We start from the raw sequence: 12,931 nt of genomic DNA on the forward strand, positions 1-12,931 counted from the left end.
GGCGTCTCCAGCCCCTCATGTGTGGACAAAACCCATCAGATAAGGCACTTCCGTGCATCCGTGTTCTTTCGGTCACGGCGAATAATCGCTAGTGTGCTGGATCACAGTTGTGGCGGCACGTGTGTCTCGTCGAGGGAGTCCGATGTCCATCGTCTCAATCGAGCCCGCCACCGCCGAGCGGTGGGAAGACCTGGAGAACCTGTTCGGACCGACCGGAGCGTACGGGCACTGCTGGTGCACGTTCTTCCGAAGACGGGCCAAGGACCACACGGCGAGCACCTCCTGCGAGCGCTCCAACCGCGGTGTGGACAACAAGGAGGAGCTGCGCCGCCTGACCCTGGACGGCCGGGTGCCCGGTCTGCTCGCCTACGACGAGGACGGCCCGTGCGGCTGGGTGTCCGTGGCGCCCCGCGAGGACTTCATCCGGTTGTCGCGCTCGCGGTCCCTGCGCCCGGCCGATCCCCGTGAACCGGGCGTGTGGGCGCTGGTCTGCTTCTGGTTGCCGCCCCGCCGACGCAGACGCGGTCTGGGCAGTCGCCTGCTGGACGGGGCGATCGAGTACGCCAGGACCAACGGTGCGCGTGTCCTGGAGGCCTACCCGGTGGACACCGCGGGGGGACGCGCCCCCAGCGCGGAGGTCTACACGGGCACGGTGGAGATGTTCCGGCGGGCCGGGTTCACGTTGAACGCCCACCACGCGAGTGAGCGCGTGGTCGCCCGTCTGGAACTGAAGGCCGAGTAACTCCCCGTCCACGGGATTCCCCACGCCCACCCCCGTCCCCACGCCCACCCCCACACCCGAAACCCCCGATTCCCGCCGTTCCCTTTCCCGGGGGGATCACCGCCCCGTCCAGAACCGGGAGGGGGTACCCGTGCCCGCGCTCCGGCGTTCGCCGCCGCGTTCCGGAGGTCGCGGGTGCGGATGCCGTCCGAGGTCCTCGCACGCCATGTGCGGGGGCCTTCGTCGTGTCCGGGGGCGGCCGTGGTCTCCGGGTACCCCCTACGGGTACCGTGTCCGAGGCGGCTCCGATCGCCGTGGGGGGCGGGCGCCGCTTCGTCCGCGGTTCCCCCGCCAGGGGCGGCCGGGCGCCGGGGAGGGGGTCCGGGGGAGTGGGCGGTGCTCGGGGGTTTGACAGCTCCATACCCCCAAGGGGTATATTGGGTTCATCGAAGCCCGGCCCCGGGGAGGGGCCGGACTCACCACACACCCCGGGAGGCGACATGGCTACCACCACCGCTGTCTACACCGTCGACGGCATGAGCTGCGGTCACTGCGTCAACTCCGTCACCGAGGAGGTGAGCGGAGTCGCGGGTGTCACCGACGTCAAGGTCGACCTCGACAGCAAGAAGGTGACCGTCACCGGTGACGGTCCGGTCGACGACGCGTCGGTCCGCGCCGCCATCGACGAGGCCGGATACGAGGTCCGCGACTGACGCGGACGCGGCGGCGGGGCCCGGGACCGGCCCCGCCGCCGATCCACCACGCGCCCGGGCCCGCTCCGGGGCCGGATGCCGGGTGCCGGGTGCTTCGGTCCCCAAGGGGTCCGGGGGAGCTCCAGGAAGGGCGTACCCGGCCGTCAGGCGGCGGCACGCGCCGCACGGGGCGTGTCCTCGGGGTGGCGGCGAAACGTCGGCCGGGCGCGGGAGCGCCACACCGGTGGCCTTGTGTGCGCGTGCGGGGACACACCGCAGTGACGGAAGCCGTCGGGGAAGCAGCAGATGAGGGCCGCTACGCCCGTGGCATGGGGGAAATCGGGTCTCGCGCCCGACCGGTCCGGCCCGCTAGGGTTGCGCGGGGCTGCACAGTCCGGGCGTACGCGCGCGAACCGTGTGGCCGCGCCGTGTCAGCACCCCGAGCAGCAGTCCCGCCCCCGACGCCGAGTCCACCCCCGCACCGTGAAGGACGGACCCCAGCCCGTACCCGAACGCCCCGAGGTCACCTGTGTCTTCTGGATGTCCCCGCGCCGCGCTGCACCAGAGCGAGCCGCACCCCGATCCCTACGCCGTGTACGCACGGATGCGCGCCGACCACGGTCCGGTGGTTCCGGTCGAACTCGAACCGGGCGTGCACGGATGGCTGGTCACCGACTACGCCACCCTCATCTCCTGGTCCCGGGACACCACCACGTTCACCCACGACGCCCGACTGTGGCGGGACTTCACCGAGGGACGGGTCAACCCCGACTCCCCGCTGCTGCCGATGATGGCCCCGCGCACGAACGCCCTGTTCGTCGACGGCGCGGAGCACCAGCGCTACCGGAGGGCGCTCACCGACGGTCTCGGCGCCGTCGAACCCGACCACCTGCGCCGGATCACGACCCGGTACGCCGACCGGCTCATCGACGAGTTCTGCGAGCGGGGGCGGGCCGACGCCCTCAACGAGTACGCGCGCATGCTGCCGCTGCTGGTCATGAACGACCTCTTCGGCTTCAACGAGGACCAGGGGCTGCGCTTCGTCAACGCCATGCGCAACCTGTGGCTGGGCGTGGACGCCGAGAAGTCCAACGCCGAGGCCGAGCGGGCCCTGTCCGAGGTGGTGACGGCCAGACACCGCGACCCGGGTGACGACCTCACCACCCGGCTGATCCAGCACCGCGCCGCCCTCAGCGACGAGGAGGTGATCATGCAGCTCCTGCTGATCACCGCCGCCGCCAACGAGCCGACCGCGAACCTGATCGACGCGGCCCTGCGCGCCGTCCTGGACGGCTCCGCCGGGTTCGGCACGGCGTCGCCCTCCGACGCCTCCCTCAACGAACTCGTCGACCGGGTCCTGTGGCACGACCCGCCGATCACCAACTATCCGGTCATCTACCCCCGTGTGGACGTACCCCTCGACGGTGGCCGGGTCATCGAGGCCGGATCGCCCATCCTGCTGGGCTTCGCCGCCGCGAACCACTTCTTCGTGCGCGAGAACGCCGAGCAGATGGAGGAGACCGTCAACCGGGCGCACGTGGCCTGGGGCGCGGGCCCGCACCGGTGCCCCGCCATCGACGAGGCGACCAACATCGCCATCATCGCGGTCCGCGTCCTCCTCAACCGGCTCCCCGGGCTCCGCATGGCCGTCCCGAGGGACCAGCTGCGCTGGCACCTGACGGGCCTGTCCTGGATCCCCGTCCAGCTTCCCGTCGAGTTCGACCCGCAGGTCCCCCCGCCCCCCGACCCCGTGGAAGGAACACCGTGGAGCCCGTCCGACTCGCCCCAGGAAACCTCCGAGCCCAGGCAGCCCACCTCCGTCGGCTCGGGCCTGTCGTCCCTGTCGAACTTCCTGGTGAGGTTGCTGCGTGGGTCGTGACCACGCACGCGGCGGTCACCGAGGCCCTGGCCGACAAACGCGTACAGAAGGACAAGAGACACTGGCGGGCGTTCAACGCCGGTGAGGTCCCGTCGGACTGGCCGCTGATCTCCTGGATCATCGCCGAGAACATGCTGACCAGCGACGGCGATGAGCACACCCGCCTGCGCAGGCTCGTCTCCAGCGCGTTCACCCCGCGCCGGATCGAACGGCTGCGCGGGAGCGTCGTCGGCATCGTCGAGGACCTGCTGGACCGGATGGAGGCCGAGGCCGCGGCGACCGGGGACGGCGTGGTCGACCTCAGGGAGCACCTGGCGCGTCCGCTGCCGATGACGGTGATCAGCGACCTGTTCGGCCTGTCCCAGGAGGCACGGCCGAGGCTGCACGGCCCGGTCGGGTCGTTCTTCGACCAGAGCGTCACGCCAGAGGAGGCCATGACGGCCTTCATGGAGATCTGGGGCGTGCTCACCGAACTGGTCGCGGCCAGGCGCGCGGAGCCCGGCGACGACCTGACCTCCGCCCTCATCGCGGCACGCGACGAGGAGGACAGACTCAGCGAGGACGAGCTGGTCTGGAGCCTGGTCCTCATCATCAGCGCGGGCTTCGAGACCACGATGAACCTCGTCGCGAACGCGGTGCGGGCCCTGGTCAACCACCGCGACCAGCTCGACATGGTCCTGCGGGGCGAGGTCGAGTGGTCCCGGGCCGTGGAGGAGGTGCTGCGCTGGGACGGGCCGGGCGGGTTCGTGCCGATGCGCTACACCACCGAGGACGTCGAACTGGCGGGGGTGGCGGTCCCGGCGGGCGATCCGCTGCTGCTCGGCTACGGCTCGGCCGGACGGGACGAGGCGCGCTACGGGGCGACGGCGCACCTGTTCGACGTCACCCGCGAGGACACCGCGCACCTGACCTTCTCCCACGGGCGGCACTACTGCCTGGGCGCGAACCTGGCCCGCATGGAGGTCCTCGAAGCGCTGCCCCGGTTGTTCGGTCGTTTCCCCCGACTCGACGTCGCGGTGCCCGACGCGGAGCTGACCCCGGTGACGTCGATCATCACCGCGGGCGTCGAGGAGCTGCCCGTGCGCCTGGGGTGACCGGCCCCTCGGGACACGCCCGGTGATCCCCGTCCCGCCGGTCGCGCCTCCCGCGGCGCCTCCGGCGGGATCCACGCATGTCAGGGGTGTCGACGCGGGGACGGGACCCGGAGGAAGGCACATACCACCGTGGCGGAGAGCGCCATCAGTGCTCGGGGGCTCCTAGACTTCCTAGCATCCCGAGGTCCTCCCTCCGCCGTGCCCCGAGCCCCCACACCGCCCCTCCCCACAGAGGAATCGCGCCTTCATGAACAGTTCGGAAGCCGACCCCGGTCGTCTCCTGGCCCACCGGTACCGTCTGGACGAGGTCATCGGTGCCGGTGGCATGGGACGGGTCTGGCAGGGCACCGACACCCTCCTGGACCGGCCGATCGCGGTCAAGGAACTGACCACGCCGCCGAACCTGCCCGCGCACGAGGTCGAGGTGCTGCGCACCCGCATGCTGCGCGAGGCGCGCAGCGCGGCTCAGCTCAGCCACCCCGCCATCATCACGGTGTTCGACGTGGCCGAGGAGGACGGGCGTCCGTGGATCGTCATGGAACTCGTCCGCGGCCCCTCCCTGGGCGACCTCATCCGCGACGGGGGCGCGCTGCCGGTCCGGCGGGCCGCCGACATCGGTGAGCAGATGGCCGCGGGGCTGTCCGAGGCGCACGCACGGGGCATCGTGCACCGCGACATCAAACCGGGCAACGTGCTCATCGCCGGGAACGACCGGGCGGTCCTCACCGACTTCGGCATCGCCCACCTGGACGGCTCCACCCACCTGACCAGCACCGGCCTGCTGATCGGCTCCCCGAGCTACCTGGCACCGGAGGTCGCGCACGGGCACTCGGCCACCCCGGCATCGGACATGTGGGCCCTGGGCATCACCCTCTACCAGGCGGTGGAGGGCACCCTGCCGTTCGACCGGCCGACCCCGATGGCGACGCTGACCGCCATCGTCACCCAGGACCTGCCGGAGTCCGCCAACGCGGGGCCGCTGCGCCCGGTCCTGGAGGCCCTGTGCGAGAAGCGCCCGGAGGACCGCCCGACGGTCGGCGAGGCGCGCTCCCTGCTCCGTGAGATCCGGGACGCCGCCGACACCCCCGCGACGGTCGCCCCCACCCCGGCCACCGCCGAGCCGACGAGCGAGCCGGAGGAGCCCGCCCGCGCCGAGGCGCCCGCACCGGAACCCGGTCCGTCCCCCCACGCGCCCGCCGCCCCCCACCGCGGGACGCGGAACGGGAGGGCCCGTCGGACACTGCTGATCGCCGCGGCCGTACTCCTGCTGGTGGTCGCGGGCGCCACCAGCGCGCTGATCAGCATGAACCGCCAGGGAGAACCCGGGGCCGGGCTGGTCGACGGCTCCGGACAGCGGGCCGCCGCCGATCCCGGGGCGACGGAGGAGCCTTCGTCCGGGGAGGCCGAGGCCAGCGACGCACCCAGCGGTGAGCCCGGTCCCGGGGAGGAGCCGGAGGAGTCGCCGGAGGAACGGGACGGCGGCGAGGACGACAGGTGGGACTTCCTCGTCCGCTACGAGGACCCCAGCGGGTTCTCCCTGGACGTCCCCGAGGACTGGGAGGTCGAGCGGCGGGGCCACATGGTCTTCTTCCACAACCCCGAGGGCGGTTACCTCCAGGTGGACCAGACCGCCGACCCCGGCGCCGACGCCGGGGAGGACTGGCGCGACTTCGAGCCCGTCGGCCGCCAGAACTTCGGCGGCTACCAGCTGATCGGCATCGAGGACGTGGAGGCCGACTGGGTGGACGACTACGTCAGCGCCGCCGACTGGGAGTTCACGTTCGACGGCGGGAGCATGCACGCCATCAACCGGGGCTTCCACACCGAGGAGGTCGGCTACGCCCTGTTCCTGGTGGCCAGCAACGAGAGCCCCGAGGAGAACCGGGCGCTGCTGGACCGGATGTCGCGCGGCTTCGAACCGGCTGGTTGAGTCCCGGAGCGGGCACGGCTCAGAAGATCGAACAGTTGGTGATGTCGGTGAAGGCCTCCAACGCCAGCGCCGCCGTCACCGAGTTGCCCTTGGCGTCCAGCCCCGGGCCCCACGCCGCCACCGAGCACCGCCCCGGCACGATCGCGAGGATGCCGCCGCCCACCCCGCTCTTGCAGGGGACACCGACGCGGTAGGCGAACTCGCCCGCGGCGTCGTAGGTGCCGCAGGTGAGCATCACCGCCATGACGCGGCGCGCGTCGAGACGGCTGAGCAGCTGGGAACCGTCCGCGCGCCTGCCGTGGCGTGCCAGCACCAGCCCCGCCCTGGCGAGCTCCTCACAGCTGATGGTGATCGCGCACTGCCGGAAGTAGTGGTCCAGCACCTCCGCCACCGGTCTGTGCATGTTGCCGAAACTCGTCATGAGGTGCGCCAGCGCGCGGTTGCGGTCCCCGTGCTCCTCCTCCGACTGGGCGACCAGGGCGTCCTCGTACAGGTCCGGGGCTCCGGCCTCGGCGCACAACAGCTCACGGAGGGCGCCGACGGCGTTCCCGGTGTCGGCCAGGAGCTGGTCGGTGACGATGAGCGCGCCGGGGTTGATCATCGGGTTGCGGGGCACCCCGCCCTCGAACTCCAACTGGTACAGGGAGTTGAAGGACGTGCCCGACGGCTCCCGGTGGACCCGCTTCCACACGCTGTCGCCGGACCTGCTCATCACCAGGGCCAGGGTGAACACCTTGGTGATGCTCTGCATGGAGAAACGCGTACCGACGTGGTCGCCGATGCCGTACAGGTCGCCGTCCACCGTGGCCACGGCGAACCCGAACTCGTCCGGATCCACACAGGCCAGTTCGGGGATGTAGTCGGCGACCCGGCCCTCACCGATGTGCGACCGCACCGTCCTCATGACGGCGGCGAGCGCACCGGTGTAGTCGTCGCGGTCCTTCACCTGGGCCGCCTCCTCCCTTGCCGGATCCCTCACACCCCGGCTACCCAGGACCGCCCCAGGCATGGCTCCGGGAGACCGCGGAGGCGGCCGGGAGGATCAGCCGTCCTCGTCCAGGAGCTGGGCGTCGTGCACCAGCAGCGCCACCTGCACGCGGTTGTTGAGTCCGAGCTTGGTGAGGATGTTCGACACGTGCGTCTTGACCGTCGGCACGCTCAGGAACAGGGTCGAGGCGATGTCGGCGTTGGACCGGCCCTCGCCGACCGCCACGGCGACCTCCAGCTCACGGCCGTTGAGCGCGGAGAGCCGCTCGCGCGCACGGTCGGCCCGCTCGCCGTGGTTGTTGGCGCCCACCCGGTCGATCAGTCTCCGCGTCACCGTCGGCGACAGCACGGACATGCCCCGGGACACCTGGCGCACCGACTCCACGATCTCCGCCGGAGGGGTGTCCTTGAGCAGGAACCCGGCCGCACCCGCGCGCAGCGCGCGCAGCACGTGCGCGTCGGCGTCGAAGGTGGTCAGTACCAGCACCTCCGGCGGGTTCTCCAGGGCCCGCAGCCGCTCGGTGGCGGTCAGCCCGTCCACCGTCGGCATGCGGATGTCCATCAGGACCACGTCGGGGGAGTGGCGCCGCACCAGGTCGAGCACCGCGCCGCCGTCCTCGGCCTCGGCCAGCACCCGGATGTCGGGCGCACCGCCCATCATCATCACCAGGCCGACCCGGACCAGCGCGTCGTCGTCGACGATCACCACCCCGACCCGTTCCCGCTCCGTCTCACTCATGGTGGCCACGGTAGCCAGGCCGCGAGGCGCCAGCCACCACGGCCGTCCGGTCCGTGCTCCAGCCGACCCGCGGCCAGGGACACCCGTTCGGCGAGGCCGACGAGCCCCTGACCGCTTCCGTCCCCTCCGGCCGCGGCGGGCGGGGAACCGGGGGAGGGGCCGTTGCGCACCTCCACCGCGAGCCCGTCGCCCGGCGCCCCCCTGACCAGCACGCGCGTGGTGGCGCCCGCGGCGTGCTTGCGCACGTTGGTCAACCCCTCCTGGACGATCCGGTAGGCGGCGCGCCCGGTGCGCTCCGGAACCGTCCCGGCGTACTCCTCCACGAACTCCACCCGTGTTCCGGCCTCGTCGGCCTCCTCCACCAGCTGCCGCAGGTCGGCCATGGTCGGCTGCGGCAGCTCACCGACGGGGGCGCGCAACACGCCGATCACCTCCCGCAGGTCCTGGAGGGCCTGGTGGGCGCTCTCCCGGATCACCTTCGCCGACCGGGCGACCTCCTCGGCCGGCGCGTCCGGCCGGTACTCCAGGGCGCCCGCGTGCACGCTCAGCAGCGACAGGCGGTGCCCGAGCACGTCATGGATCTCGCGGGCCATGGCCTCGCGCACCTGGTGCTGGGCGTGCTCCGCGCGCAGCTGCGCCTCCGTCTCGGCGTGCACGGCGCGGTCGCGCAGCGACTCCACCAGCTCGCGCCGGTGGTGGACGGTGAGCCCCCACCCGGTCACGGCCCCCTGGAGGGCCACCCCCAGGAGGAAGTTCACCAGGAAGGGGGCGTGCGGATCGGGCCACAGGGCGGAGTGGACGAACGCCGTCCCCACACTCAGCCCGACGAACACCGCCAGACTGACGCGGGGCGGGCGGTGCACGGCCAGGGAGAACAGGGCGATGAGCATCGCGCCCGCGACCAGACCGGAGACGGCGGAGAGCAGGACGAGCACGACGGCGATCTGGACCGGCCAGCGGCGGCGCCACCACAGCGACAGGCAGGCCAGGAGGGCCAGGACCATGTCGGAGATCCGCAGCCACAGGGGCAGGTCGGGTTCGCTGCCCGGTGAGGTGGGGAACTCGACGCTGCTGACCAGCGCGAAGAAGAGCGCGAGGAGGAACATGGAGGAGTCCACGATCCAGTCGCGCGCACCGCGTCGTCCGGCCATAGCGTTCATCGCGGTGAAGTCTACGTTCGCGGGCGTCCCGAGAAACGCCGACCGGGTACGGAACGCTACCGAAGTCGCCGCGAAACCTACCTTGGTCGCCGCGGCCGACCGATGCGCGTACGAAGGTGGGGAAGGGCCGGACCGAAGCCCGATGCGCGTCGAGGGGGCGGTTGCCTAACGTCACGAGCATGCGAAAGGTCATTCAGGCGGTCGGCGTCCTCTCGGTCCTCATCGGGGTCAGCGGTGCCATCGACCACCTCTGGTATCAGCCCTTCCTGGGCATCATCCTCAACTCCTTCAACCGTCTCGTCGTGCCCCACGTGACGGCCTTCGAGGGGTACGAGCTCGTCGCCAACCTGGCCCTGGCCGCCGTCGGCGCCTCCCTGGTCCTGGCCATGGAGGTGATGCGGCCGCGCGGCCGCGTCTGAGGGAGCGGACGGGACCGATCACGGCGAGGGCGGTTCATGCCGGGTCCGGGCGTCGGTACCTTGTATTCGATGAGCACTCTGGTCACCGGAGCCACCGGTATCGTGGGCAGCCGCGTTCTCACCCAGCTGAGGAGCCGCGGCCTGTCCGCGACGGGTGCGTCGCGCACCTCCACAACACGCCTGGACTGGACCGACACCTCCAACTGGGACGAGATCCTCGACGGCGTCGAGAACGTCTTCGTGGTGACGCCGCCGGGGAAGGCCCTGGGCAACCGCGTCGCCGGTTTCCTGGAGAGGGCTGCCAAGGCCGGAGCGGCCAACGCCGTGGTCCTGACGGACATGGGTACCGAACACGCGCCGGCGGACTCCGACCAGCGCGCCGCCGAGCTACAGGCCAAGGACCTGTTCGACCGTTGGACCGTGCTGCGGTCCAACTGGCTCTTCCAGGACTTCACCGAGGGCATGTTCGCCACCATGGCGCGTTCCCGCAACGGCCGCCTCGAACTGCCGGTGAAGAAGAAGACCGGGATCAGCTTCGTGGACGCCCGCGACGTCGCCGACGCCGCCGTCGCGGCCCTGCTGGGCGACCACGGCGGCAGGGACTACACGCTCACGGGCCCGCAGACGCTCACCTTCCGCGAGGTGGTGAAGCAGACCAGGGGCACCGAGAGCCCGGTGTGGAAGTTCAAGTCCCTCGACAGGGGGAGTTTCCACTCCCGGGCCGCCGACCGGGGGATGAGCGACCGGTACGTCGGCAGCCTCAGCGAGCGCTTCGCGGCCGCCGACGCCGGACGCGCGGCCGAGGTCACCGAGGGCGTGTACGAGGCGCTCAGACGCGAGCCGATCCCGCTGGCCCGCTTCGTCCGCGAGGCCGTGCTCTGAACGTCACGGCGGTCCCGGATCCGGAACCCGGCGGTCACGTCCGTCGCCCGAGCCGTCGAGGTCGGGGCGCCCTCCCGGGGGAGGGGGTGGAGGAGGCGACCGCCGGCCTCCGGGAGGCGCTGGAACCGTTCTTCGAGGGCGGTTGACCCCCGGGGGAAGGCGGGCGCCCGCGGGGGCGGGCGCCCGGAGCCGGAACCGGCCTACTTCAGCAGCTGGCGGGCCATGACCATGCGCTGGATCTGGTTGGTGCCCTCGTAGATCTGCGTGATCTTGGCGTCGCGCATCATGCGCTCCAGCGGGAAGTCCTTCACGTACCCCGCGCCGCCCAGCAGCTGCACGGCGTCGGTGGTGATCTCCATGGCGGCGTCGGAGGCGAAGCACTTGGCGGCGGCGCCGTAGAACGGCAGGTCCTCGTCGCCCCGCTCGGACTTGGCGGCGGCCACGTAGACCATCTGGCGCGCGGTCTCCAGCTTCATCGCCATGTCGGCGAGCATGAACTGGACACCCTGGAAGTCGGCGACGTGCTTGCCGAACTGCTTGCGCTCCTTGACGTAGGCCACCGCCTGGTCCAGCGCGCCCTGGGCGATACCCACGGCCTGCGCGCCGATGGTGACGCGCGTGTGGTCCAGGGTGCGCAGGGCGATCTTGAGGCCCTCGCCCGGGGCGCCGACGATGCGGTCGCCCGGCAGGCGCACGTCGTCGAAGAACAGCTCCCGGGTGGGGGAGCCCTTGATGCCGAGCTTGCGCTCGGGCTCGCCCAGGGTGAAGCCCTCGTCGTCGGCGTGCACCACGAAGGCCGAGACGTTGCGGCCGCGCGGGCCCTCGGGATCGGTCACGGCCAGCACCGTGTAGTACTTGCTGACGCCCGCGTTGGTGATCCAGGACTTCTGGCCGTTGAGGACCCAGCCGTCGCCGTCGGCCACGGCCTGGCTGCGCATGCTCGCGGTGTCGGATCCGGCCTCGCGCTCGGACAGGCCGTAGGAGAACATCGCCTCGCCGCTGGCGACCTCGGGCAGGTAGCGCCGCTTGACGTCGTCGGAGGCGCCCAGGATCAGCGGCATGGTGCCGAGCTTGTTGACGGCGGGGATCAGGGAGGAGGAGGCGCACACGCGGGCGACCTCCTCGATGACGATGCAGGTGGCCAGGGCGTCGGCGCCCACACCGTCGTACTCCTCGGCGATGTGCGGGGCGTGGAAGTCCGTGGCGACCAGGGCGTCGAGGGCGTCCTGCGGGAAGGCGCTCCTCTCGTCCACCTCGGCCGCGTGCGGGGCGATCTTGTCCTCGGACACGGAGCGCACGGCCGCGCGCAGCTCCTCGTGCTCCTCGGTGGTGGTGAACAGGTCGAAGTCGCTCATCTGCTTTCCTCCCCGGGCAGTCGCCCCGGCTGCTGGCACCGCGTGCCTCTCCATGGCATTCGGTGCCAGAATAGGGGGTGGGAAGGGGGAAGTACACCGACGGGTTCGGATAGCTTTTCCTGAGGTCGGACGAAGGGGGCGCGGCCCATGGAACGCTCTGGAGGCCGGAGCGGTCAGACACGCGCGGACACGCGCGAGGTGGTGCTGGCCGCGGTGCGGCTGTTCACCGAGAGCGGGTTCGACGCCACGACGATGGACCACATCGCCGCCGCCACGGGGGTGAGCCGCCGCAGCCTGTTCCGCCGCTTCGGCTCCAAGGAGGACATCCTCTTCGCCGAGCACGACGAGCTGTTCTCCACGGTCGTCCGCTTCCTGGAGGCCTCGCCGGACGATCCCCTGTCCTCGGTCTTCTCCGCCGCACGCCTCGTGCTCCAGGGCTACCTGGGCGATCCGGAGATCACCGTGCCCCGCTACCACCTGGTGCGCGCCCACCCCCGCCTGCGCGACCGCGAGGTGGCGATGACCGCCCGCTACCAGGCCGCGTTCAGCCGCTACCTGGCCCGGCGCGAGGGCGGGGAGGACCGGTCGCTGGCCGCGGGGGTGGCCGCGGCGTCGCTCATCTCGGCGCACAACCACGTCCTGCGGGGGTGGCTGCGCAGGCCGGAGCAGGACAGGGGCGAGGTGTGGGCGAGCTTCGACGAGGCGGTGGCGTTCGTCCGCCGGGCCGCCGAACCGATGCTGCACGCGGAGCGGGAACCCGGGCACGACCATGTACTCGTCGCGGTCTACCCCGGAGGCACCGACCGGGAGGAGCTGCTCCGCCGCGTCGGCGCCGCCGTCCGGGAGGCGGAGGGGCCCTGAGCCGGACGCGTCCCCTACGCGTTCCGGCGGTGCCCGGTGACCAGCGCTCGGTGCCCGGTCCGGGCGGTCGGGGCGGCGCACCGACGCGCGTAGGCTGGATGGGATCGGGAAGCGAGCGAGCACACGAGTCGGAGCGGACGGCGCAGATGAGCGTGGACACGGCGGGCGGCGCCAAGCAGGGGACAGAGGTCGTGCGTGAGGCGTCGCGTCGG

Annotated in this window: 12 protein-coding genes; 8 read left to right on the forward strand and 4 right to left on the reverse strand. The window is 71.8% G+C overall.

Features of this window, described 5'->3' with window-relative positions:
* Positions 1 to 142: 142 nt before the first annotated feature.
* The 5 genes from D455_RS0127220 to D455_RS0127240 all read left to right on the forward strand — a co-directional run bounded on the left by D455_RS0127220 (position 143) and on the right by D455_RS0127240 (position 6,316).
* A complete protein-coding gene (locus tag D455_RS0127220; protein ID WP_017573816.1) occupies positions 143 to 742 on the forward strand; it encodes a GNAT family N-acetyltransferase in 600 nt (199 codons plus the stop codon).
* Positions 743 to 1,221: 479 nt separating this feature from the next.
* Positions 1,222 to 1,434 (forward strand): heavy-metal-associated domain-containing protein, encoded by a 213-nt coding sequence (locus tag D455_RS0127225; RefSeq protein WP_017573817.1) that lies wholly within the window; start codon positions 1,222 to 1,224, stop codon positions 1,432 to 1,434.
* 583 nt (positions 1,435 to 2,017) lie between these two features.
* Positions 2,018 to 3,292, forward strand: a complete 1,275-nt coding sequence (locus D455_RS0127230) for a cytochrome P450 family protein (protein ID WP_017573818.1) — start codon at positions 2,018 to 2,020, stop codon at positions 3,290 to 3,292.
* Positions 3,289 to 4,386 carry a cytochrome P450 family protein gene (locus D455_RS0127235; RefSeq protein WP_017573819.1) on the forward strand — a complete coding sequence of 366 codons (1,098 nt, stop codon included), beginning with the start codon at positions 3,289 to 3,291 and terminating at the stop codon, positions 4,384 to 4,386. Before D455_RS0127230 ends, D455_RS0127235 begins: the two co-directional genes overlap by 4 nt.
* Positions 4,387 to 4,633: 247 nt before the next feature.
* Positions 4,634 to 6,316 (forward strand): serine/threonine-protein kinase, encoded by a 1,683-nt coding sequence (locus D455_RS0127240; protein WP_017573820.1) that lies wholly within the window; start codon positions 4,634 to 4,636, stop codon positions 6,314 to 6,316.
* A 19-nt stretch (positions 6,317 to 6,335) separates the two neighbouring features.
* On the opposite strand, the gene D455_RS0127245 is transcribed toward D455_RS0127240, so the two are convergent.
* The 3 genes from D455_RS0127245 to D455_RS0127255 all read right to left on the reverse strand — a co-directional run bounded on the left by D455_RS0127245 (position 6,336) and on the right by D455_RS0127255 (position 9,193).
* The gene (locus tag D455_RS0127245) at positions 6,336 to 7,262 is read right to left on the reverse strand and encodes a glutaminase (protein ID WP_017573821.1); all 927 of its coding nucleotides are present in this window, start codon (positions 7,260 to 7,262) and stop codon (positions 6,336 to 6,338) included.
* Positions 7,263 to 7,358: 96 nt separating this feature from the next.
* A complete protein-coding gene (locus D455_RS0127250) occupies positions 7,359 to 8,051 on the reverse strand; it encodes a response regulator (RefSeq protein ID WP_017573822.1) in 693 nt (230 codons plus the stop codon).
* A complete protein-coding gene (locus D455_RS0127255) occupies positions 8,039 to 9,193 on the reverse strand; it encodes a sensor histidine kinase (RefSeq protein ID WP_017573823.1) in 1,155 nt (384 codons plus the stop codon). The genes D455_RS0127250 and D455_RS0127255 overlap by 13 nt, the downstream gene beginning before the upstream one ends.
* A gap of 188 nt (positions 9,194 to 9,381) precedes the next feature.
* Here D455_RS0127255 and D455_RS0127260 point away from each other — a divergent pair, with 188 nt between their 5' ends.
* Both D455_RS0127260 and D455_RS0127265 read left to right on the forward strand, forming a co-directional pair.
* Entirely contained in the window at positions 9,382 to 9,621 is a 240-nt protein-coding gene (locus D455_RS0127260; protein ID WP_017573824.1) for a hypothetical protein, read from the forward strand.
* Between the two features lie 69 nt (positions 9,622 to 9,690).
* Entirely contained in the window at positions 9,691 to 10,503 is an 813-nt protein-coding gene (locus D455_RS0127265; RefSeq protein WP_026123033.1) for an NAD-dependent epimerase/dehydratase family protein, read from the forward strand.
* A 200-nt stretch (positions 10,504 to 10,703) separates the two neighbouring features.
* On the opposite strand, the gene D455_RS0127270 is transcribed toward D455_RS0127265, so the two are convergent.
* A complete protein-coding gene (locus D455_RS0127270) occupies positions 10,704 to 11,858 on the reverse strand; it encodes an acyl-CoA dehydrogenase family protein (protein ID WP_017573826.1) in 1,155 nt (384 codons plus the stop codon).
* 147 nt (positions 11,859 to 12,005) lie between these two features.
* Between D455_RS0127270 and D455_RS0127275 the strand changes: the two genes are divergently transcribed.
* Positions 12,006 to 12,719, forward strand: a complete 714-nt coding sequence (locus D455_RS0127275; protein WP_017573827.1) for a TetR/AcrR family transcriptional regulator — start codon at positions 12,006 to 12,008, stop codon at positions 12,717 to 12,719.
* The last annotated feature ends 212 nt before the right edge of the window (positions 12,720 to 12,931 follow it).

The organism is Nocardiopsis halotolerans DSM 44410, assembly GCF_000341065.1.
GTDB classification, from domain to species: Bacteria; Actinomycetota; Actinomycetes; order Streptosporangiales; family Streptosporangiaceae; genus Nocardiopsis; species Nocardiopsis halotolerans.

What these genes read in the sequence shown, in the direction of transcription:
- D455_RS0127255 (WP_017573823.1), bottom strand. Translation starts at nt 9,193, where the DNA reads ATGGCCGGACGACGCGGTGCGCGCGACTGGATCGTGGACTCCTCCATG.
- D455_RS0127270 (WP_017573826.1), bottom strand. Translation starts at nt 11,858, where the DNA reads ATGAGCGACTTCGACCTGTTCACCACCACCGAGGAGCACGAGGAGCTG.
- D455_RS0127240 (WP_017573820.1), top strand. Translation starts at nt 4,634, where the DNA reads ATGAACAGTTCGGAAGCCGACCCCGGTCGTCTCCTGGCCCACCGGTAC.
- D455_RS0127220 (WP_017573816.1), top strand. Translation starts at nt 143, where the DNA reads ATGTCCATCGTCTCAATCGAGCCCGCCACCGCCGAGCGGTGGGAAGAC.
- D455_RS0127230 (WP_017573818.1), top strand. Translation starts at nt 2,018, where the DNA reads ATGCGCGCCGACCACGGTCCGGTGGTTCCGGTCGAACTCGAACCGGGC.
- D455_RS0127260 (WP_017573824.1), top strand. Translation starts at nt 9,382, where the DNA reads ATGCGAAAGGTCATTCAGGCGGTCGGCGTCCTCTCGGTCCTCATCGGG.
- D455_RS0127275 (WP_017573827.1), top strand. Translation starts at nt 12,006, where the DNA reads ATGGAACGCTCTGGAGGCCGGAGCGGTCAGACACGCGCGGACACGCGC.
- D455_RS0127265 (WP_026123033.1), top strand. Translation starts at nt 9,691, where the DNA reads ATGAGCACTCTGGTCACCGGAGCCACCGGTATCGTGGGCAGCCGCGTT.
- D455_RS0127225 (WP_017573817.1), top strand. Translation starts at nt 1,222, where the DNA reads ATGGCTACCACCACCGCTGTCTACACCGTCGACGGCATGAGCTGCGGT.